This is a genomic window from Tolumonas lignilytica (genome assembly GCF_000527035.1).
Taxonomy (GTDB): domain Bacteria; phylum Pseudomonadota; class Gammaproteobacteria; order Enterobacterales; family Aeromonadaceae; genus Tolumonas; species Tolumonas lignilytica.
Window position 1 is genome coordinate 1,831,120 of sequence record NZ_AZUK01000001.1, and the last position, 21,886, is coordinate 1,853,005.

The window sequence follows — 21,886 nt, forward strand, 5'->3', positions numbered from 1 at the left end:
GTATGGCTATCGTTCAAACCAAAGCATTACGTTATCGCCTGTGGGCTGCCCACGCCGGATTGGGATGCTTTATCGCCTTGATCATGTTCCCCTTGCTGATGGTCATTGCCATCTCCCTGCGTAGCGGTAACTTTGCGACCGGGGAGCTGATCCCGTCCCATCCGTCACTGGAGCATTGGAAGCTGGCGCTGGGTTTCAGCGTCACCAATCCGGACGGTTCGGTCACGCCGCCACCTTTCCCGGTGCTGCTGTGGCTGTGGAACTCGGTCAAGGTGGCGTTTGTCACCGCGACCGGCATCGTGACCTTGTCCACCACCTGTGCCTATGCCTTCGCCCGCATGAAATTCCGTGGCAAGAGTGCGCTGCTGAAAGGGATGCTGATTTTCCAGATGTTCCCGGCGGTGCTGTCGCTGGTGGCGTTGTATGCCTTGTTTGATCGCATCGGCCAGTACATTCCGTTTCTGGGCCTGAACACGCACGGCGGGCTGATTTTCGCCTACCTGGGCGGCATCGCCCTGCATGTCTGGACCATCAAAGGCTATTTCGAGACCATCGATGGCTCGCTGGAAGAGGCCGCTGCACTGGATGGTGCAACCCCGTGGCAGGCATTCCGTCTGGTGCTGTTACCGTTGTCGGTGCCAATCCTGGCGGTGGTGTTCATTCTCTCCTTCATCGGTGCCGTCACCGAGGTGCCGATTGCTTCGCTGCTGTTGCGTGACGTCGACAGCTATACGCTGGCGGTGGGCATGCAGCAGTATCTTTATCCGCAGAACTATCTGTGGGGTGATTTTGCGGCAGCGGCAGTGTTATCAGCAATCCCCATTACGGTGGTATTCCTGCTGGCACAACGCTGGTTGGTCGGTGGTCTGACAGCGGGAGGTGTCAAAGGGTAATTCAGTTTCTTTATGGTTGTGTTCATTAATCTTTCCTTGTTTTGACGGAGCTTATTTCCGAATGCCAGTCTGATGACTGGCATTTTTTTAAATGCAGGTGATTTCATTCAGCGATAAATATTAACTTCAAATTTTTATTGGTTATTTCTGTCAGAGATTTGAATTTAATAAACACACAACAGGGAGGTCTTTAAAAGGAAATAAATAATATGAACATCACGGAAAATTAATTTTCAGATTTTCCATGAGGGACGTCATGCCGTTTTGCGCCAGTTGTTTGAGCAATAAACAAACATCTCTGATATCAACACGTGCGCGGATGTCTATTCATTGCGTTGTTTGTCGGTTGATATGGGGAGAAATAGCAATAACCAAACAATGCGAGTGAAAATAATGAAATTAAATAAATTGTCTCTGACCTTATTGCTGACGCTGGGCGTCGGTGCTTTTAATTTTCCTGCGGTTGCTGCCATTAATACGGATAATTTGGGTGCAAGTTATTCCGCCGATCAATCTCAAATCGCATTTCGGGTATTTTCTTCCCGTGCGACGCATCTTGAAGTTTATATTTATTCCGTTGCAGCCGGGCAGGACGAAGTCGCCCATTTCCCGTTGACGAAAGACAGTAATAATATCTGGTCAGTCAATATTTCCTCGTCGCAACTGCAAGCACTCGGCGTGACCGGCACTGTCTATTATGGTTACCGTGCCTGGGGCCCTAACTGGCCGTATGATGCCAACTGGACCAAGGGCAGTAATGTTGGTTTTATTCAGGATGTTGACAGTAACGGCAACCGCTTTAACCCGAACAAATTGCTGTTAGACCCTTACGCACTGGAGATGTCGCACGATCCGGTCAATGCTAATTGGTCTGACGGGACGATTTATGCGTCAGGGCCGACCTATCGTGCGGTCGACAGCGGGTTGAATGCGCCGAAAGGCATCGTGCTGACCGGTGATAGCCAGTCAATAGGTGTTAAACCGACTCGCGCTCTGAAAGATGATGTGATTTATGAGGTCAATGTGCGCGGCCTGACGATGAACGATTCGGCGATCCCGGCGGCCGACCGGGGCACCTATAAGGGGGCAGCCGAAAAAGCCGACTATCTGGCTTCGCTGGGGGTCACGGCGGTGGAATTCCTGCCGGTGCAGGAAACCCAGAACGATACCAATGATGTCGACCCGACCTCGACCACCGGTGATAACTACTGGGGCTATATGACGCTGGATTATTTTGCGCCGGATCGTCGCTATGCCGCCGATAAAACCCCGGGCGGGCCAACCCGCGAATTCAAGGCGATGGTGAAGGCATACCATGATCGCGGTATCAAGGTGCTGATCGATGTGGTGTATAACCACACCGGCGAGGGTGGTGCATGGAATGCCAGTGATACCAGCACCTACAATCTCTACTCCTGGCGGGGGCTAGATAACCCGACGTATTACTCGCTGACCTCAGACATGCAATCCTCCTGGGATAACACCGGTGTCGGCGGCAATTACAATACGCACAACGTGACCGCGCAGAATCTGATCGTCGACTCGCTGGCCTACTGGTCCAATACGCTGGGGGTGGATGGCTTCCGTTTCGATCTGGCGTCGGTGCTGGGTAACACCTGTGAACACGGCTGCTATAACTTTGACAAGATGGATTCAAACAACGCACTTAACCGCATTGTCCGTGAACTGACGCCACGTCCGGCAACGGGTGGCAGCGGTGTCGATTTGATTGCGGAACCGTGGGCCATTGGTGGCAACTCCTATCAGGTGGGTGGTTTCCCGAGTGGCTGGTCGGAATGGAATGGTATTTTCCGCGATACGATCCGCAAGTCGCAAAACAAACTGGGTAGTGAAGCCATTACACCGGGGCAACTGGCAACGCGGTTTGCCGGTTCGGCTGATCTGTATCAGGATGATGGCCGTAAACCGTGGAACTCGATTAATTTCATGGTGGCACATGACGGTTTTACGCTGAAAGATCTCTACAGCTGCAATAGCAAAAATAATTCGCAGCCATGGCCGTACGGGGTCTCGGATGGCGGTGAGGATAACAACAACAGTTGGGATCAGAACAGTGTCGCGGCGGATCAGCGCAAAGCTGCCCGCAACGGGTTGGCGCTGATGATGCTCAGTGCCGGCACGCCGATGATGACTGGCGGGGATGAATTCCTGCGTTCCATCAACTGCAACAACAACCCTTATAATCTGGATTCGGTGGCGAACTGGCTGAATTTCAGCCTCAATGCCGATCAACAAACCTTCGAGCTGTTTACCCAGCGCCTGATTGCGTTCCGCAAGGCCCATCCGGCACTGCACCCTGTCGATTTCTACTCGGGTGTGGATAACAACGGTAACGTGATGGAGCAGTTGCGCTGGTTTGAGCCGAACGGTTCGGTTGCCGACAGCACCTATTTTAATGATTCCAACAATCATGCGCTGGCCTACCGGATTGATGGTACCGAGTTTAATGATCCGGCTTCCAGTATCTATGTGGCCTACAACGGCTGGAGCGACAACGTCAACTTTGTGCTGCCGTGGCCGGGGACGGGCAAGAGCTGGTACCGCGTGATGGATACCTCCAACTGGAATGAAGGTGGCGCCAACATCGTGGCTCCCGGTTCAGAAACCTATATCGGCGGCGAAGGCACCAACTATGGCCTCAACGGCCGAGGTGTGCTGGTGTTGATCGCGAAATAACCGCAATTTAAAAGGTTCGTTCTTGTAGCGAACCTTTTTTCAAACCCACCTGCCAAACGGTGTTTTGCTGACTGACCCGCACTGCGACGGGTTATTTTCTGCTACGCTTTTCTAAAGATAGATTTATGGTCTGTGTTTCCTTGGTGGCAGGAAGGTATGACGATGCGTTACAGCAATCAGGATGGCAGCCAGCGATCCTTTCCTTTCAAACATGTTCTGCGCCGTCAGACCGGCTGGCATGCAGAACGTCAGCCGCGTTCTCCCGGCACCGGCGTACCGGTACCGCAGGTGCATAACGATGGTGCCGAGCTGCATCATCCTCTGCATGACACGCTCACCTGGATTGGTCACTCCTCTTTTCTGCTGCAACTCGGCGGGCTCAACATGCTGATTGATCCGGTGATGTCCTCTTCACTGGGGGGCGTCGTGCCACGTAATGTTCCGCCGGGCTTAAGCTGGTCGGCGCTGCCGAAGAAAATCGACGTGGTGATGATCACCCATAATCATCGCGATCATATGGATGTGCCGACGCTGAAGCGACTGGGTGCGGAACCGCACTATCTGGTGCCGCATGGTATGCGGCGCTGGTTTCTGAAAAACGGCTTCCCTAAGGTGCAGGAGATGGCATGGTGGGAGCAGGCGCATATTGGGCAGACCACCATGACCTTCGTGCCGGCGCAGCACTGGAGTCGTCGCGGCCTGATGGACATGAACACCAGCTGGTGGGGCGGTTTTGTCATGGAACATGACGGCTTTCGTCTCTACCACGCCGGGGATACCGCCTGGTTTGACGGGTTCCGTGAAATCGGTCAGCGGTGCGGTGCGTTGGATGTCGCGATGCTGCCGATCGGTGCGTATGCCCCGCGCTGGTTTATGCGTTACCAGCACATGGACCCGGATGATGCGCTGCGGGCGTTCATGGCGCTGGAGGCCAAGCTGTTTGTGGCGATGCACTGGGGCACGTTCAAGCTCACCGATGAACCCTTAACGGAACCGCCGCTCCGGTTGCGAGACCTGTGGCATCGACTGCAGTTACCTCAGGGGAGGCTGGCCATTCCGGCCATTGGACAGACACTGGAATTTGCCCGGCATGCTTTGTCTGACGAGCTGCAGACAAAATATCTGGGGGCATAAAAAAGGGACTGCCAAGGCAGTCCCAAATACCGAACAGCGGGATTACTGTCGGCGGCGCCGGTTTATTTCGGCCAGAAGCGAGATGACATCAGGATTTTGGAACATTGCTTCTAGCGGAGTGCTCAACTTGCGACGCCAGTTGGGGTAAATCTCATGGGTGGTGCCAGGAATATTGACCGGCATTGTCATGTTCAGCCAGTCTTCCGGTTGCAGGCCCAGCAACGCACTGTTGCTTTGTGCCACGTGCAAATGAATGCCACGGTTCAGTACCGGGTTCATCATCATGCCGTGGGCGTTACGGCTGTATTCCTCTGGCAGACTGTGCTGGCTGTGCAGACTGTCGAGCATGCGTTGTTTGGCATGTTCGCGATCGGCATACAGACTCGCCAGTACTTCGGCATCCGGATACAGACCGAGGTGTTGCCCCAGCGTCAGATCATCCGCCTGCCAGTAGCCGTACAGCGTTGGCATATCATGGGTCGACAGGGTGGTCATCGCCTGCGCCGGATAATCCTGTGGCGCATAGAAGCCGCTGTCCGGTGCCGGAGCGCGTTCAAAGTAGAACACCTTGTAGGAATAGACGCCGTTGTCACGCAGCTTGGCGACAATCTCAGCCGGTACGGTGCCGAGATCTTCACCAATCACCATGCACTGATGACGCTGACTTTCCAGCGCCAGAATGGCGAGCAGATCATCGACCGGGTAGCTGACAAACGCGCCATCTACCGCGGTGCAACCCTGCGGCACCCACCACAGACGCAGCAGACCCATGACATGGTCGATACGCAGCGCGCCACAGGCTTTCATGTTGGCCTGGATCAGGTCGATGAAAGGCTGATAACCACGTTGCCGCATCACCTGCGGACTCATCGGTGGCAGACCCCAGTTCTGACCGAGTGGGCCGAGAATATCCGGTGGTGCGCCAACAGAGGCTTTCAGGCAATACAATTCACGGTCACACCAGGTTTCGGTGCCGCCTTCGGTCACGCCGACCGCCAGATCGCGATAGAGCCCGATCAGCATTCCTGCATCACGTGCGGTCTGCTGGCATTCCTGTAACTGGCCTTGCGCCAGCCATTGCAACCAGGCATAGAAACGGATCTCGTCGCCATGTTCCTTACGGAACTGCATGCGGGCAGAACTGTCCCATTGCTGATATTCGACGGGCCAGGCTGGCCAGCCCCAGGCGTTGGCATCCTGCTGTTTCAGCCAGGCATGCAGGGCATCGTAGGTCGCCTGTTGTTGCAGGCTTTCACCGTGTTGTTTGCAGAACTGCTCAAACTCCACCACGCGGGGAATGTCGTGCGGCAGCGATGCAAAATACTGATAGGCCAGTTTCAGACCGGTCAGTTTCAGGGCGGTGACTTGCGGATAATCGACATTGTCGCTGGCGCGCGCCGCCTGCAATTGCTGCTGGACTTCCGGATTTTGCCACCAAAGCTGAGCCGCCGAACTTAATTGGAAGTCGGGCAGTTTATGCACGGCAATGTAAATGATGTTTAACCAGCGACGGGAGGATGGGCTGTACGGACTGGCGCTGTCAGGGCTCGCCGGATAGAGGGCATGCAACGGGTTCAGACCGACAAAATCGGCCCCTTGCGCAGCCAGTGCGCTGACCATTTGTTTCAGATCGGCAAAATCCCCGATCCCCCAGTTTTCCTCTGAGCGCAGGGTATAGAGCTGGACACAAGCACCCCAAGTCTTGTTGCCCTGTTGAATGGCTTCCGGTTCATAACAACGGGCAGGGGCAATGATCACCCGGCTTTCGGCGATGACTTTGCGGCCTTGCAACAGGCAAAGTTTGTAATAGCCGAGCGGCAGATTTTCGGGCAGGGTCAGAAAACCGTGCACCACACCGCCGCGCATGGCTTTGCCGGTTTCCGGCTGTAACCGCCAGTGACAGACATCATCGACGGAATCTTGCAGCAAAATGCGCGGCACCTCGCCCTGGCGGAAGACATTCACCGGTGGCAAGGCGCTGCTCTGGAGGGGGATGTTGCCCAGTGCGTCCAGAATTTTTTCCTGCGTACTGGGAGAGATCCGTACCGGCTCGCCACTCGCACTGATATAACTGTCGGCAATACCGGCCGCTTTCGCGGCCGCTTCGATAACTGAGATATCCATGAGGCTTCCTTATTTTGCAGGTTGCCAAATTTGGCGCTGGTAGTCACGGATTGAGCGATCGGAGCTGAACATGCCAGTCCGCGCGGTATTCAGGATGCAACGACGCAGCCACTCTTCCGGTTGTTTGTACAGCGCATCGACCTGCTGTTGCGCCTGCCAGTAGGCATCGAAATCAGCCAGCACCAGATACGGATCACCCGCTTCCATCAGGCTGTGCCAGAGCGGTTGCAGTGCCTGTGGATTTTCCGGGGTGTAATAACCGCTCATCAGTTCATCCAGCGCCGCTTTCAGACGTGGGTTCTGCTGATAGTACTGCTGAGGGTTGTAACCCGCAGCCTGGATCGCTTTCACCTGCTCGACGGTGTGACCGAAGATGAACAGATTGTCACGGCCGACCTGCTCGGAGATTTCCACGTTGGCACCGTCCAGCGTACCGACGGTCATGGCGCCGTTCATGGCCAGTTTCATGTTGCCGGTACCGGACGCCTCTTTACCAGCCGTTGAGATCTGCTCGGAGACATCCGCCGCCGGGATCAGCAGTTCCGCCAGAGTGACGCGGTAATCCGGCAGGAATACCACTTTCAGTTTATCGTTGACGAACGGATCGTTGTTGATGCGCTCCGCCACCTTGTTGATCGCCAGAATGATGTTTTTCGCCAGGTGGTAGCCAGGAGCCGCTTTGGCTGCAAACAGATAAACACGTGGCGGTACCGACAGGCTTGGGTTAGCACGCAGTTCCTGATAACGGGCGATGATCTGCAGCAGGTTCAGGTGCTGACGTTTGTATTCATGCAGACGTTTGATCTGCACGTCGAAGATCGCATGCGGGTCGAGCTTGATGCCCTGTGTTTTCAAGACATAGTCGGCCAGACGTTGTTTATTGGCAAACTTGATGTCGCGGTAACGGTGGCGGAAGTCGGCTTTGGCTGCAAACGGTTCGAGATCACGCAGGGTATCGAGATCGCACGCCCAGTCGATTTTCAGTGTTTCATCCAGCAGCGTTGCCAGTTCCGGGTTGCACTGTTTCAGCCAGCGACGTGGCGTGATGCCGTTGGTGACGTTATGGAACTTCTGTGGCCACAGTTCGTTGTATTCCGGGAACAGATCGCTTTTCACCAGATCGGAGTGCAACTGCGCGACCCCGTTGATGGCAAAGCAGGTCACTACACACAGGTTGGCCATGCGGATGCGGCCATCATAAATCACGGCGACTTTCTCGCCGATGCTGCCATCATTCGGCCACTGTTGTTGTGCCAGTGCCATGAAGCGGCGATCGATTTCGTCAATGATGTAGAAGTGGCGTGGCAGCAAGGTGGCGACCAGATCCTGCGGCCAGCATTCCAGCGCTTCCGGCAGCAGGGTGTGGTTGGTGTAGGCAAACAGACGGGTACAGATCGACCAAGCATCTTCCCAGCACATCTGGTGTTCATCCAGCAATACGCGCATCAGTTCCGGGATCGCGATGGTCGGATGGGTATCGTTCAGCTGGATCACTTCGTAATCCGGCAGCGATAACAGGGTGCGACCCGCAGCCAGATGACGATGCAGAATATCGGCAATCGAACAGGCACAATGGAAGTATTGTTGCATCAGGCGCAGTTCTTTACCGGGCTGATGGTTGTCACTCGGATAGAGTACTTTGCAGAGCTTGCTGGCGTTTACACCGTTTTCAACGGCATTTAAGTATTCGCCGTCATTGAATTTTTGCAGATCGAGCGGGGTCGGGTGGTTGGCGTGCCACAGACGCAGTTTTTGCACGACCTGATTGTGATAACCAAGGATCGGCAGATCATGTGCATCACCCTGAATGGTGACGGCAGGCACCCAATATTGACGCCCTTCCACATCAGTGCGGACTTCACCGCCAAACCCGACTGGAATGGAGAAATCAATGTGCTTGGTCAGCCATGGATAGTGTTCGCTGTGCCAGTCATCCGGCGCTTCATGCTGTTCGCCATTGCGGAACGACTGACGGAACAGACCATACTGGTAGCTCAGACCATAACCGGTTGCCGGCTGATCGATGGCGGCCATGGAGTCGAGGAAACAGGCAGCAAGACGGCCCAACCCGCCATTACCTAAACCTGGGTCGACTTCCTGCTCCAGCAGATCCGAGAGTTCACGGCCATATTTTTTCACGACGTCCGTGACCACGTCCACGCAGTCGAGACTGATCAGGTTGTTCAGGGTCAGACGACCGACCAGAAACTCCAATGACAGGTAGTTGACATGGCGATCGGCACCACTGGCGGCTCGCAACTGGCCTTCGGCCCGGCGAGCTGCAACTTGTTCGTTTACGGCTGCACTGACCGCTAACCACCATTGATAGGGAGTCATTTCGGTTGCAGATTGCAAACCAAAACGTTGCCATTGACGGGTCAGCGCTGCCTCAAAATCGCTGGCCGAGAATGGAGCTGCTTTCTTACTTTGTTTTTTGCTTATCATTCGTTTTGTCCTTCGTCATCAGGAAAACCCAAATCTATTGATGGCTATCCTGAAGCGAAAAATCAGCCGTTACCTCCTCCTGAAAAAAGATTAATGGGGAGGATGAGTAGGGCGTAGGACAGTCGATTAGTGAGCAGTTAGTATGGTTTTGTGAAGCACTGTATTGAAAAAAGATCCCCCTGCAGGCACCGTGTGCCGCAGTTGGAAATATTATGCTGTGGCCGTTGCGTGACCACAGAACACTGGAAACGACGTTTATGCTGATCCCTTCAAAATTGAGCCGCCCGGTCCGCCTGCAAAATGCCATCATCCGGGAGCGTTTACTGCAACGATTGCAGACCGCGCTCGACTATCGTCTGGTCTTGCTGCACGGCCCGGCTGGTTATGGCAAAACGACGCTGATGGCCCAGTGGGCAGCCACCTTGCCACACGTGGGCTGGTTTTCGCTGGATGACAGTGACAATCAGCCGGAACGGTTTGCCCGTTATCTGATTGCCGCATTGCAACATGCGACGGGCGGGCATTGCGTGAAGAGTGAGGCGCTCAGTCAGAAGCACCAGTATGCCCGTCTTTCGTCGCTGCTCAGCCAGGTCTTTGCCGAACTGGCTGACTGGAGCGAACCGACGTATCTCATCATCGACGATTACCATCTGATCGATAATGAGGATATCCATGAAGCCATGCGCTTCTTCCTGCGTAACCAGCCGGATAACCTGACGCTGGTGGTGATCTCCCGCTCACTGCCTCCGCTCGGGATCGCCAATCTGCGGGTCCGCGAGCAGTTGCTGGAGCTGGATAACCGTCTGCTGGCGTTTAACCATGCGGAAGCGCAGCAGTTTTTCTGCAACCGTCTGGCGACCCCGATGGATGAACAGGACAGTGCCTTCCTCTGTGATGAGGTGGAGGGCTGGGCGACCGCCTTGCAGCTGATTGCGCTGTCATCCCCGGATTCGCGCGCGACGGCGCATCAGTCAGCCCGCAAGCTGTCGGGGTTGAACACGGCCTATCTGTGGGAATATTTGGCGGAAGAGGTGATGGATCGCATCGACGAGCCGACCCGCAGTTTTCTGCTGCGCTGCTCGGTGTTGCGCTCGATGAACGATTCGCTGGTGGCGAAACTGACCGGACGGCAGGACGGGCTGGCACAACTCAGCGAGCTGGAACGACGTGGTCTGTTTGTACAGCGTATGGATATGGATGGCGACACCATCTGGTTCCGTTTCCACCCGCTGTTTGCGTCGTTTTTGCAGAATTGCTGCCAGCAGCAACTCTCGGCCGAACTGCCGGAATTGCATCGTCGGGCCGCGGCAGGCTGGCAGGCACTGAACATTCCATCCGAGGCGATCCATCATGCACTGGCGGCCAACGATGCTCTGCTGTTGCGGGAAATTCTGTTGCAATACGGCTGGTCGCTGTTTCATCACGGCGAGCTGGAATTGCTCTCCGGCTGTCTGGAGGCGTTGCCGTATAACGAATTGATCCAGAGCCCGAATCTGGTGCTGTTGCAGGCCTGGCTGGCGCAGAGTCAGCACCGTTACACGCAGGTGGATGCGCTGCTGGAGCGGGCCAAACAGGCGATGGCCGAACATCAGGTCCGGCTCAACGAGGCGTTGCAGGGGGAATTCAATGCCCTGCGCGCACAGGTGGCGCTGAATGCCAACCGGCCGGAAGAGGCCCTGCAGCTGGCGCGTGAAGCGTTGATGCAGCTGCCGCAAACCAATTTCTATGGCCGCATCGTTGCTACTTCGGTCATTGGCGAAGTGCATCACTATCTCGGCCAACTGAGCAGTGCCCTGCCGATGATGCAACGCACCGAACAGATGGCGCGACGCCACGGCACCTACCATTATGCGCTGTGGGCCCTGTTGCAGCAGAGTGAAATCCTGATTGCGCAAGGCTTCCTGCAGGCGGCCTATGAGGTACAGGACAAAGCGCTGGAGCTGGTGCAGACCCAGCATCTCGAACAGTTGCCGCTGCATGAGTTTTTGCTGCGCATTCGGGCCCAGATCCTCTGGTCATGGTACCGGCTCGATGAAGCGGAAAGCTGTGCCCGCCAGGGCTTGCAGGTGCTGTCCGGTTATGAAGCCAAACAGCAGTTGCAGTGTGTGGCGATGCTGGCGAAAGTCTCGCTGGCGCGCGGTGATATCGACAATGCCAGTCAGCATCTGCAACGCTGCGAGGTCTTGCTGCACAATGCCGACTATCACAGCGACTGGATCACCAATGCGGATATCCCGCGTCTGCTCTACTGGCAGATGACCGGCGACAAGCAGGCGGTGCGCAGCTGGCTGGCGCAGGCGGCACGCCCAGAGGCGGCCTGCAACCACTTCCTGCAGGGGCAGTGGCGCAACATCGCGCGCGCCCATTTGATCCTCGATGAAAACGAGGAGGCAGCGGCGGTGTTACAGCATCTCAACATCGAAGCGCGGCGGCTGAATCTCTACAGCGATCTGAACCGTAATCTGTTGCTCTGCACCGTGCTGCACTGGCAGCGTAACGAACGCAGTGAAGCGCAGCGGGCATTGATGGAAGCGCTGACGCTGTCGAATCGTACCGGCTTTGTCAGCCATTTCGTGATTGAAGGCGAGATCGTCGCGCAGCTGCTGCGTCAATTGTTACAGCTCAATACCCTGTCGGAGATGGAGCTGCACAAGGCGCAACGGTTGCTGAAAGACATCAACCAGCATCACCGTCACAAATTTGCCCATTTTGATGAAGGCTTTGTCGAGAAACTGCTGAATCATCCGAACGTGCCCGAGCTGATCCGCACCAGCCCGCTGACCCAGCGTGAATGGCAGGTGCTGGGGTTGATCTATTCCGGTTACAGCAACGAACAGATCGCCGTCGAGCTGGATGTCGCGGCCACAACCATCAAGACCCACATCCGTAATCTCTATCAGAAGCTGGGCATTCTGCACCGGCAGGATGCAGTGGAACAGGCCCAGAAACTGCTGAGGCTGATGGGGTATGGGGTGTAGCTATAGGAAAGAGGAAAGGTGTCCTTGCGGACACCTCGTTTAACAGCGGAGAAAAACAGGCTTACAGATCGTCTCGTTGCCACAGCCAGGCGGCGCCGCGGACACCGCTGGAGTCGCCATGCAGGGCTTTGCGTACCGGCGTTTCGCATTCACCCCCGAAGGCATACTCTTTCATCAGACGGGGCACGTTCTCGTAAATGCGGTCGATATTGCTCATGCCACCACCCAACACGATCACGTCCGGGTCCATCAGGTTGACGGCATGGGCCAGTGCTTTGGCGAGACGGCGTTCATAATCTTCAATTGCCTTGATGGCGGCGGCATCGCCCTGGGCGACCAGCGCCATGATCTCGGCCCCTTTGCGTTCTATGCCGGTCGCGAATTTGTAACTGTTGGCAAATCCGGTACCGGAAACATAGGTCTCAATACACCCTTTTTTGCCGCAATAACAGGGTGTGGCGTTCTGATAAGTCCACTCTTCTTCATCGATCCACGGCAGCGGGTTATGCCCAAATTCACCGGCGATCCCGTTGCCACCGGCGTGTACGCGGCCATTGATTGCGATGCCGGAACCGCAACCGGTGCCGATGATGACTGCAAATACCACTTTGCCGCCAGCCCCGGCGCCGTCAGTGGCTTCCGACACTGCCAGACAGTTGGCATCGTTGGCAATCCGTACCGGCCGATCCAGCAGTGCTTCCAGATCCTTATCTAATGGCTGGCCGTTCAGCCAGGTGGAATTGGCATTTTTGACCTTGCCGGTGAACGGCGAAATGGTGCCGGGAATGCCTAGACCAACCGAGCCTTTACGGCCGGTGGCCGCTTCGGCATCGAAAACCAACCCTGCAATTGCCGCTAATGTTTGTTGGTAATCGTGGCGTGGAGTTGGCACGCGTTTGCGGAACAACTCACCGCCGTCGCTGTCCAGCGCGATCACTTCAATCTTGGTACCGCCTAAATCAATTCCGATGCGCACGTTTCATTTCCTCTTATTGTTGATGTTGCTGACGCAGGTCAGCTCACAGTTCATAGGTTGTTCTCTGGTCTCATCATCACAAATGACTACAATTTACGTTATCTGTTTTCCTGTTCGAGTCTGATATTACCAATGAAAAACAAGATCCTGGTTGTGGATGATGACATCGCCATCTGCGAATTACTGACCGATGTGCTCAGCGAGCACGTGTTTGAAGTCAGAAGCTGTCATCTGGCGCAAGCAGCGCTACACACGTTGCAGCAAGAGCCGGATATCGCGCTGGTGCTGCTGGATCTGATGCTGCCCGATATGAGCGGGCTGTTATTGTTACAGCAAATTCGCATGCAATTCCCCGATCTGCCCGTGATTATGCTGACCGGTCTGGCGACCGAGTCGGACATGATTGTCGGGCTGGAAATGGGCGCCGATGACTACATCGCCAAACCGTTCGTGCCCCGCATCGTGGTGGCCCGCGTCAAAGCCGTTCTGCGGCGCACGCCGGTCAGCGAAAATGCGCCGCGCCGGGGCATGGTTCCGGTCAGTGGCCCCGGCTATCGCTTCGATGGCTGGTTGCTCAACACGCATACGGGGCGATTGCAAACCCCGGATGGCGAGGACATCGAACTGACTCAGGGCGAATACTCGCTGCTGACCGTGTTGCTGAAAAATGCTCGCAAGGTGCTGAGCCGTGATCAACTGCTGGAACTGACGCACAGCGATGCCCTCGATGTGTTTGACCGGACCATCGATGTGCTGATTATGCGACTGCGCCGCAAAATCGAACCCAACCCGAAACAGCCGGAATATATCCGCACCATCCGTGGTGCCGGTTATGTGCTGTCGCGGGAAGTCACGGTCGTGCATAAAGGCTGATCACTCCTGTTCCTGAGTCGAGTGTGCGGTAATAAAGGCCCGCAATTCGCCAAGCGGAGCAGCACCATCTACGGCGTTGGTGCTGCGCAGGTTAAACCGCGCACAGGCATTTCCCAGTTGCAGCGTCTCGCGTAATCCCCATTGCTGATGCAGTGCATACAGCACGCCGGCGCAGAACGCATCGCCGGCACCGACCGTACCGGCAATTTCCTGTGGCTCAATCCAGTAAGCGGGCACAAACAGGCTTTCCCCATCCGATTTGGCGGCCCAGGCGCCTTCCGGGCTGTGGATCACCACGACCTGTTTTACCCCCAGATGCAGCAGTTCCCGCGCTGCGTCGGCAATTCCGGCGGCATGCGGTGTGCCATCTGCCTGTCGCAGGGGTTTTCCGACCAGCGTCGCGGCTTCCAGCTCGTTAATGATGAGATAGTCGACATAGGGCAGAGTGGGTAACACCACTTTTCTGGCCCGTACCGGTTCATCGACCGATACCAGATCGAGTGCCGTCAGGTAACCCTTCTGCTGTAGCTGGTGGAAGAGGCGGGCTGCCACAATGCCATAATCGGCATCGGGTTTTTCCAGTTGTTGTAACAGCAACAGATAGGCCAGATGGACGATCTTGTGTGGCGTGTGCAGTTCAGCAAGCAGCGATGCGTCAAACGCGGCATTGCAACCGTGGGCATGGAAAAAGGTGCGCTGGCCGTTGCGGTGGTTGGTCATCACCTGAGTCATGCTGGTGGGCAGTGCCGCCGCCTGCAGCCAGCGGCAATCAATATCATCATCGAGCAGACATTGGCGGATAAACTCGCCATCCAGATCATCCCCGACCAGGCCGACCGCGGCTAGCGGCAGACCTGTTTTCATCCGCGCCAGCGTGCGCAACACATTCGGTACCGCACCTCCGGTCGCGCTTTCACTGTGCAGGATCGTCGCCAGTCGCCCTTGTTCCGGCCAGTCATCGATCAGGTGGACATGATCCACCAGCATTGTACCGGCGGCGAGGATGCCACAACGTGCGGCGTTCATCAGGCTTGTCCTGCGCTGCCGAAGATCTGCATCTGGCCTTCCACGGTTTGCTGGATGGCAGATTCAATGCCCATCAGCATATGCGCCAGTTCATCATAGGCGGTTTCACGATGTTGCATGGCCTGTTCCACGGCAATCAGTGCACTTTGTGACATGCCGGTGTAGAAATTGATTTTGTGGATGCCGAGCGAAATAGCTTTGCGGAAATCGGCATCACTGATGCCCGAACCACCGTGTAACACCAAGGGTAAACCGGTCTGCTCACGGATCGCCTGTAAGCGGGGAAAATCGAGCTGCGGTTCGCCACGGTATTTCCCATGCACATTGCCGATCGCGACGGCGAGGGCATCAATGCCGGTACGAGTCACGAAATCGGTGGCTTTGGCCGGATCGGTAAATTTGCTGCTGTCGCAGGAACCATACAGGGAGCCGCCCTCATCACCACCGACCGCGCCGAGTTCGGCTTCGACCGAGATGCCGAGTGCATGACACATTTTCACCACTTCGGTGGTCTGACGGATATTCTCGTCATAACTCAGACCGGAACCGTCAAACATCACCGAGGTAAAGCCCAGACGAATGGCTTTCATGATGGCGTCAAAGCTGGTGCCGTGGTCAAGGTTCAGCACCACCGGAATATCATGCAGCGCCGCTTCGGCTTTGATGGCAGCACAGATCGCTTCCAGAGAAACATATTTAAAATGCACTTCGGCGATATTGATGATGAACGGTGATTTTTGGGCTTCTGCTGCCGCAAACAGCGCACGCAGGAAATGGGTGTCCAGTACATTAAACGCGCCCAGTGCATAACCGTTCTGGCTGGCATGTTTTAAACCCTGAGCAAGAGAAATCAGTGACATGAATGGCTCCTTAAAGAGGCAGGAAACGGGAATATTCGTTACACAGCAGGTGTAACGGTGCTTCGTCTTCGACAATGTCACTGAATCGTGCCTGAGGTTGCAGAAAGCGGTTATCAGCTTTGTCGTCGTTGACCATGGATACTTCGCCGAGAATGACGGCACCTTTCCCTGGTTCGGCCCAGAAGGAGTGGTAGATCCCCTGCGTCAGAGAGATGCTTTGTCCGGCTTTCAGGCGTAGCTGGCTGCCGGGGGCATGACGCTGGCGTTCTCCATCCAGAACAATGTCCACATCCGTGTCTGCACAGCACTCATCAACTGTGCGGTTATACAATTCAATGATGAGATCACCCCCTCCGCGATGGATGATGTCTTCCATCTTGTACCAGTGGAAATGCATTGGGGTACGCTGGCCTTCGCGCACCAGCATGATCTTTTCCGCATAAGGCTTAGGATACGGCTTGCCGCCAACGGAACCGTTGCGCAGCGTGAACAACGTCAAGCCGGTATGGACGAAGTCATTGCTGCCCATGTCGGTGACATCCCAGCCGAGCTGGAGATCAAAGATTTCCTGATAACGAGACAGATCCTGCTGTGCCCAATCCTGCGGCGTGAAATGAGCAAAGGGCGGTAAATAGATACCATGTTGCGCAAAGAACGCTTTGGTTTCCTGAAGAAACGCATTGATCGCTGAGCGTTGCATTCAAGCCTCCTGCCGGCACAGCCAGCGGGTCTGTTGCTGATAGCGCAGGTAGCGTTCCTGCAAAGCCGCCTGCGGTTGTGGTCTGATAATGGCCGAGGCGGGCGTGCTGTGTGAGTTCAGATGGTGTAATGCGTCCGGTTCGATGGCCAGCCGCGCCAGTCGTGCGGCACCAAAGGCGGCCCCCACATCGGCATATGTCGGCACGATGATGCGGCACTGGGTGAGATCGGCGATCAGTTGTAACCAGAAGTGGCTGCGGGCGCCCCCGCCGGTGGCGATCATCTGATTCGGCGCACACCCAGCTTGCTGCAAGGCGCGATAACCGTCGGTCAGTGAAAATGCGACCCCCTCCAGCACCGCCCGGGCCAGATTGCCGCGCTGGCTGTCACTGGCCAGCCCAAAGAAAGCACCTCGGACGTGAGGATTATTCCACGGTGTTCGCTCACCACTGAGATAGGGAGCAAACAACACATCCCCCGCATCATGCTGCTCTGCTTCCTGAGCCAGTTGTGCCTCTGGCGTTGAGGTCAGGGCTGAAAACCAGCTTAGGGAGGCGGCGGCACTTAATGTCACCGCCATCTGATGCCAGCGATCGGGCAGGGCATGACAGAAACTGTGGACGGCCTGCTGCGGGTTGGCGTAATACTGTTCGGAGGCGGAAAAAATAACGCCTGATGTACCCAGCGAGACAAAGCCGTCACCTGCCTGAAGCACACCCAGGCCAATGGCACTGGCGGCATTGTCACCGGCACCCGCGACCAATGGCGTGTTGCGAGGCAAACCCCATTCATCGGCCAGAGAATCATAGAGTGTTCCGGTTACCTGATTGCCTTCGTATAAGATCGGCATCTGGCCCAAACTAAGATTGCAGGCGACCAGCAATTCCTCGCTCCAGCAACGGCGGGCCGTGTCGAGCCACAGTGTACCGGCGCTGTCCGACAGATCACTGGCAAAATCGCCACTCATCCGGTAACGCAAATAATCTTTTGGCAGCAGGATATGGGCGATGCGGGCAAAAATGGCCGGCTCATGACGCTGCACCCAAAGTAATTTCGGGGCGGTGAATCCTGCCATAACCCGGTTGCCGGTAATACCGACAAAGTCAGCTTGTTGCTCCAGCCAGTGACACTCTTCGGCACTGCGGCCGTCGTTCCATAAAATACAAGGTCTGAGTACTTCGCCGTGCTCATCCAGCAATGTGGCGCCGTGCATCTGGCCACTGAAACCGATGCCGCAGACTTGCTGTAAGGCGTCTGCCTGACGGCTTTTGAGCTGTTGCATGGCGTGCTGCAGAGCCTGCCACCAAGCCTGCGGGTCTTGTTCACTAAAACCGGGTCGCGGGTGCTGCACAGTGAGAGATTCGGAGACACTGTCGAGCAGGTTTTCATGGCGATCCAGCAATACAATTTTGAGACTGGAGGTGCCTAAATCAATACCAAGGAACATAAACGGGCTCCTGGAACATTGCCATCAGGTGAGGGCTTTTTCATAAAAGACCTCACCTGAGAGCAAAAAACGCCGCCAGATGGCGGCGTGTCGTACGGGGTAAATTATTTAACGGTCCAGCCTTTGTAGTCCTTCACGTTATTGCGGTCGATCAGGGTTACAGGGATCAGCACTGGTTCTTTCGGTGCAGGTTTGCCCTGCAGAATGTTGTAGCCGATTTCAACAGCTTTAGAAGCCATGACTTGTGGATCTTGTGCTGGTGTTGCTACGAACAGGTTGTCGTTACGTTTCAGCGCCACTTCTGCATCAGGTGAACCGTCGACACCGACGATGAAGAACTCTTTACGTTGTGCCTGTTTAGCAGCTAAGTCAGCACCGATACCGGTTGGGTCGTTAATCGCGAATACCGCATCAATTTTCGGATGTGCTGCCAGCAGAGAAGTCATCACTTCTAAGCCACCTTCACGGCTACCTTTACCGTTCTGGTTAGAAGAAAGCACTTTGATGTTTGGATATTTTTTGAAGGTATCCATACAGCCATCAACACGGTTGGTAACAGCAGATACTGGTGGGCCGTTGATGATCACGACATCGCCGCGACCGTGCAGTTTGTCAGCAATATATTGGCAACCCATTTGACCGGCTTGTGTGTTGTTTGAGGTGACAGTGGCGTTAGCACCTTCTGCAGCTACGTCAACCGCTACGACCACGATCCCGGCTTTCTGAGCACGTTTAACGGCAGGGGCGATACCTTTGGAATCTGCCGCGTTCAATACGATCATATCCACACCAGCGGCGATGAAGTTATCGATTTGAGTCACTTGTTGGCCCAAGTCATAGCCGCTGGAAACCAGAGTCACTTTGACATCTTTGCCTGCCAGCTCACGCGCCTTCATTTCAGCACCTTTGGTGATCTGAACGAAGAAAGGGTTGGCCAGATCGCCCACGGTAACACCGATGGATTTCAGCTCTTTGGCCTGAGCCAGTGGCGCGGTGGTGATAACTGCTGCTGCGAGCAGGGTAGACATCAGTTTGTTCAAACGCATAGTTGTTGTACTCCGTTACTGTTGTTGGAGGTGTTGTTGGGCGCCATTAGGCGCCTGCGTGTTTACGGGTGCGATATTTATCAATCAGAACTGCAATGATGATCACACAGCCTTTGATTACTAACTGCCAGAAGTAGGAGACACCCATCAGCGTCATCCCGTTATTCATGGCGGCAATAATCAACGCGCCGATTAACGTGCCGGTGATGGTACCAATACCACCGGACAGACTGGTGCCACCGAGAACAACGGCCGCGATAGCATCCAATTCATACCCTACACCCAGGTTGCCGTTGGCGCTGTACAGACGGGATGCACTCATGATCCCACCCAGGCCAGACAGCAAACCACTCAGGGCATAGACAAAAGTCAGTACCATTCCGACCTTGATACCGGTCAGACGGGCCGCATTCGCATTACCACCCACTGCATAGACGTGCATGCCCAGTGTGGTTTTGCGCAGAATAAACCAGCAGATACCGATCACGACGAAACCGATCACGACCAGCCAAGGGATAGGGCCAAGGTAAGCGTTACCGATCCATTCAAAACCGATGTTGTTATTGATCACCGTTGTGCCGCCAGCCAGCAAGTACGCTGCACCGCGCAAGGCCGTATAGGTGCCCAGTGTGGCAATGAACGGAGGCAGGCCAATGTAGGCAACCATGACGCCATTCAGTGTCCCCATGATCAGGCCACCCATCAGTGCCACCGGAATGGAAAGCATGCCCAGCGTCGGATCCAGCGAGGTCACCATCGCCATGACTGCGGTCGTGCCCAGAATCGAACCGACGGAGAGGTCAATCCCGCCGGTAATGATGACGAAGGTCATCCCGGCTGCCAGCACCGTATTGATGGAAGACTGGCGGACAATGTTCATGATGTTGGATTCAGTCGCAAAGTTAGGCGTCATCAGACTGAAGCCAACACAAATCAGGATCAGAACAGGCAAGATCCCTACCGATTGGATCACGCTGTGTAGCGTGAATTTTTTGCTCGGGCTCGCAGCCACGGTATTGGGTGTGCTCATAGCGTTACTCATTCCTGTCTCTCTCTCAAGCTACTTCCGCGCCGGCGATATGGTGGGTTGCCCCGGTAGCCAGCTCCATAATGTTTTCCTGGGAAATCGCGTCGCCGTCCAGCTCACCGACAATACTGCCGGCCCGCATGACATAAACCCGATCACTCATGCCGACAATTTCCGGCAACTCACTCGAAATCATCAGTATTGCGACACCCTTGCGCGCCATATCGGTCATCATGCGATAGATTTCGCTCTTCGCACCGACGTCAACACCGCGGGTGGGCTCATCCAGAATCAGCAGTTTGGGATGAATCGCCGCCCAACGGGAGATCAGACATTTCTGCTGATTACCCCCTGACAGCCCGCCAACGGCCACTTGACTGTGGGGAACCCGAATATTTAGCGCCTTGATGGCGGTATCACTGAGCGCCCGGTTTTTCTGTTCATTAAGCACGCCGTGAAAACTATCGCGCTCAATGGTGGCCATCACGATGTTGTCGTGAACGGTCATTTCCAGAAACAGCCCTTGTTCCTTGCGGTTTTCGGTCAGAAACCCGATGCCGTTGTCGATGGCATCACGCGGATGATTGACCACCAGTGGTTTGCCCCGAAGTTTGATGTTGCCGGAGGAGATTTTGCGGGCACCGAAGATCATCTGCGCCAGTTCGGAACGACCAGCCCCGACCAATCCGGACAGCCCGACAATTTCACCGGCCCGTACATCCAGCGTACCCGACAGCACCTTGTCTTCATCCGTCAGGTCGTTGCATTCCAGCACCAGCTCACCTTTCGGAATGTCGCGGTCTTTATTGAATAAGTCATTTAACGGACGGCCGACCATCATGCGCACCAGTTCACTGGCAGACAGCTCACTGCGCATCAGGCTGCCGATATACTGGCCGTCACGCAGTACACTGACGCGATCCGAGAGCTCATAAATTTCGGCCATACGGTGACTGATGTAGATGATGGCCAGACCTTCACTGCGCAGTTTTTTAATCAGCGCGAACAGCATGTCGGTTTCGCGGGAAGAGAGTGCGGCGGTCGGTTCATCCATGACCAGCACCCGACTCTTACGGTGTAATGCACGAGCGATCTCAACCTGTTGCTGTTCTGCAATGCTCAGATGAGAGACTTTCGCCGATGCTTTGAAACGGGCAGCCAGACGATCCAGCACAACCTGGGTCTCTTCTTCCATTTTCTGGCGATTTACCATGCCGTTGCGGGTGATTTCGGAGCCCAGAAAGATGTTTTCTGCCACCGTCAGATTAGGGGCCAGATTGATTTCCTGATAAATTAGTGTGATACCTGCATTCAGCGCATCTTTCGGACCATTGATGGTAAACGGCTGACCATCGATGAAGATCTCGCCTGCGGTCGCGGTGTACGCACCGGCCAGAATTTTCATCAACGTACTCTTACCAGCCCCGTTTTCGCCCATTAGCGAATGTACTTCGCCAGGATAGATAGTCAGGCTGACATCTTTCAGGGCGTAGAACTGGCCGAAGCGCTTGGCGATGTTTCGCATCTCCAGAATGGGTTGTTTATCGCTCATCATCTGCCTCATGGTGAAGTTTCATGTCAGCAGTAAAACACCCTTGTGTAAATGCCGTATGTTTTGTGTGATTAACAATTGTCATATTGTTAACGGCGCTTTTGTTCAT

15 protein-coding genes are annotated in these 21,886 nt (G+C 55.3%); 5 read left to right on the forward strand and 10 right to left on the reverse strand.

All coding sequences use genetic code 11. The annotated features are described in order from the left end of the window. The first annotated feature begins 2 nt into the window (after positions 1 to 2). The 3 genes from malG to H027_RS0108605 all read left to right on the forward strand — a co-directional run bounded on the left by malG (position 3) and on the right by H027_RS0108605 (position 4,724). Positions 3 to 893, forward strand: coding sequence for a maltose ABC transporter permease MalG (malG, locus tag H027_RS0108595; RefSeq protein ID WP_024872051.1), 891 nt, complete (start codon positions 3 to 5; stop codon positions 891 to 893). 393 nt (positions 894 to 1,286) lie between these two features. Beyond that, a complete protein-coding gene (locus H027_RS0108600) occupies positions 1,287 to 3,590 on the forward strand; it encodes an isoamylase (RefSeq protein WP_024872052.1) in 2,304 nt (767 codons plus the stop codon). Positions 3,591 to 3,746: 156 nt separating this feature from the next. Continuing rightward, positions 3,747 to 4,724 (forward strand): MBL fold metallo-hydrolase, encoded by a 978-nt coding sequence (locus tag H027_RS0108605; protein WP_237657936.1) that lies wholly within the window; start codon positions 3,747 to 3,749, stop codon positions 4,722 to 4,724. 42 nt (positions 4,725 to 4,766) lie between these two features. Here H027_RS0108605 and malQ read toward each other — a convergent pair whose 3' ends face one another. Together malQ and malP are read right to left on the reverse strand one after the other, a co-directional pair. Further along, positions 4,767 to 6,848 (reverse strand): 4-alpha-glucanotransferase, encoded by a 2,082-nt coding sequence (gene malQ, locus H027_RS0108610; RefSeq protein ID WP_024872054.1) that lies wholly within the window; start codon positions 6,846 to 6,848, stop codon positions 4,767 to 4,769. Positions 6,849 to 6,857: 9 nt separating this feature from the next. Then, complete coding sequence (malP, locus tag H027_RS0108615) at positions 6,858 to 9,293, reverse strand: maltodextrin phosphorylase (RefSeq protein WP_024872055.1); 2,436 nt, start codon at positions 9,291 to 9,293, stop codon at positions 6,858 to 6,860. A gap of 212 nt (positions 9,294 to 9,505) precedes the next feature. On the opposite strand from malP, the gene malT reads away from it, so the two are divergent. Next, positions 9,506 to 12,271, forward strand: a complete 2,766-nt coding sequence (gene malT, locus H027_RS0108620) for an HTH-type transcriptional regulator MalT (protein ID WP_237657937.1) — start codon at positions 9,506 to 9,508, stop codon at positions 12,269 to 12,271. A gap of 61 nt (positions 12,272 to 12,332) precedes the next feature. Here malT and mak read toward each other — a convergent pair whose 3' ends face one another. Further along, positions 12,333 to 13,247 carry a fructokinase gene (gene mak, locus H027_RS0108625; RefSeq protein ID WP_024872057.1) on the reverse strand — a complete coding sequence of 305 codons (915 nt, stop codon included), beginning with the start codon at positions 13,245 to 13,247 and terminating at the stop codon, positions 12,333 to 12,335. A 57-nt stretch (positions 13,248 to 13,304) separates the two neighbouring features. Between mak and H027_RS0108630 the strand changes: the two genes are divergently transcribed. After that, positions 13,305 to 14,120 (forward strand): response regulator, encoded by an 816-nt coding sequence (locus tag H027_RS0108630; RefSeq protein WP_237657938.1) that lies wholly within the window; start codon positions 13,305 to 13,307, stop codon positions 14,118 to 14,120. Here H027_RS0108630 and H027_RS0108635 read toward each other — a convergent pair whose 3' ends face one another. From H027_RS0108635 to H027_RS0108665, 7 genes are all read right to left on the reverse strand, one after another. After that, positions 14,121 to 15,146, reverse strand: coding sequence for a carbohydrate kinase family protein (locus H027_RS0108635; protein WP_024872059.1), 1,026 nt, complete (start codon positions 15,144 to 15,146; stop codon positions 14,121 to 14,123). After that, a complete protein-coding gene (locus tag H027_RS0108640; protein ID WP_024872060.1) occupies positions 15,146 to 16,006 on the reverse strand; it encodes a ketose 1,6-bisphosphate aldolase in 861 nt (286 codons plus the stop codon). Before H027_RS0108640 ends, H027_RS0108635 begins: the two co-directional genes overlap by 1 nt. 10 nt (positions 16,007 to 16,016) lie before the next feature. After that, a complete protein-coding gene (locus tag H027_RS0108645; protein WP_024872061.1) occupies positions 16,017 to 16,706 on the reverse strand; it encodes a D-lyxose/D-mannose isomerase in 690 nt (229 codons plus the stop codon). Beyond that, positions 16,707 to 18,152: a xylulokinase gene (xylB, locus tag H027_RS0108650; RefSeq protein WP_024872062.1), complete on the reverse strand. Its 1,446-nt coding sequence runs from the start codon at positions 18,150 to 18,152 to the stop codon at positions 16,707 to 16,709. A 104-nt stretch (positions 18,153 to 18,256) separates the two neighbouring features. Further along, positions 18,257 to 19,198, reverse strand: coding sequence for an ABC transporter substrate-binding protein (locus tag H027_RS0108655; RefSeq protein WP_024872063.1), 942 nt, complete (start codon positions 19,196 to 19,198; stop codon positions 18,257 to 18,259). Positions 19,199 to 19,244: 46 nt separating this feature from the next. After that, a complete protein-coding gene (locus H027_RS0108660; RefSeq protein ID WP_024872064.1) occupies positions 19,245 to 20,228 on the reverse strand; it encodes an ABC transporter permease subunit in 984 nt (327 codons plus the stop codon). Between the two features lie 25 nt (positions 20,229 to 20,253). Continuing rightward, positions 20,254 to 21,777 carry a sugar ABC transporter ATP-binding protein gene (locus H027_RS0108665; protein ID WP_024872065.1) on the reverse strand — a complete coding sequence of 508 codons (1,524 nt, stop codon included), beginning with the start codon at positions 21,775 to 21,777 and terminating at the stop codon, positions 20,254 to 20,256. Positions 21,778 to 21,886: the final 109 nt, after the last annotated feature.

Bases quoted from the DNA above. Each gene is read 5' to 3' on its own strand.
- malG (WP_024872051.1), top strand. From the start codon at position 3: ATGGCTATCGTTCAAACCAAAGCATTACGTTATCGCCTGTGGGCTGCC.
- H027_RS0108600 (WP_024872052.1), top strand. From the start codon at position 1,287: ATGAAATTAAATAAATTGTCTCTGACCTTATTGCTGACGCTGGGCGTC.
- H027_RS0108605 (WP_237657936.1), top strand. From the start codon at position 3,747: ATGACGATGCGTTACAGCAATCAGGATGGCAGCCAGCGATCCTTTCCT.
- malQ (WP_024872054.1), bottom strand. From the start codon at position 6,848: ATGGATATCTCAGTTATCGAAGCGGCCGCGAAAGCGGCCGGTATTGCC.
- malP (WP_024872055.1), bottom strand. From the start codon at position 9,293: ATGATAAGCAAAAAACAAAGTAAGAAAGCAGCTCCATTCTCGGCCAGC.
- malT (WP_237657937.1), top strand. From the start codon at position 9,506: ATGCTGTGGCCGTTGCGTGACCACAGAACACTGGAAACGACGTTTATG.
- H027_RS0108635 (WP_024872059.1), bottom strand. From the start codon at position 15,146: ATGAACGCCGCACGTTGTGGCATCCTCGCCGCCGGTACAATGCTGGTG.
- H027_RS0108640 (WP_024872060.1), bottom strand. From the start codon at position 16,006: ATGTCACTGATTTCTCTTGCTCAGGGTTTAAAACATGCCAGCCAGAAC.
- H027_RS0108645 (WP_024872061.1), bottom strand. From the start codon at position 16,706: ATGCAACGCTCAGCGATCAATGCGTTTCTTCAGGAAACCAAAGCGTTC.
- xylB (WP_024872062.1), bottom strand. From the start codon at position 18,152: ATGTTCCTTGGTATTGATTTAGGCACCTCCAGTCTCAAAATTGTATTG.
- H027_RS0108655 (WP_024872063.1), bottom strand. From the start codon at position 19,198: ATGCGTTTGAACAAACTGATGTCTACCCTGCTCGCAGCAGCAGTTATC.
- H027_RS0108660 (WP_024872064.1), bottom strand. From the start codon at position 20,228: ATGAGCACACCCAATACCGTGGCTGCGAGCCCGAGCAAAAAATTCACG.
- H027_RS0108665 (WP_024872065.1), bottom strand. From the start codon at position 21,777: ATGAGCGATAAACAACCCATTCTGGAGATGCGAAACATCGCCAAGCGC.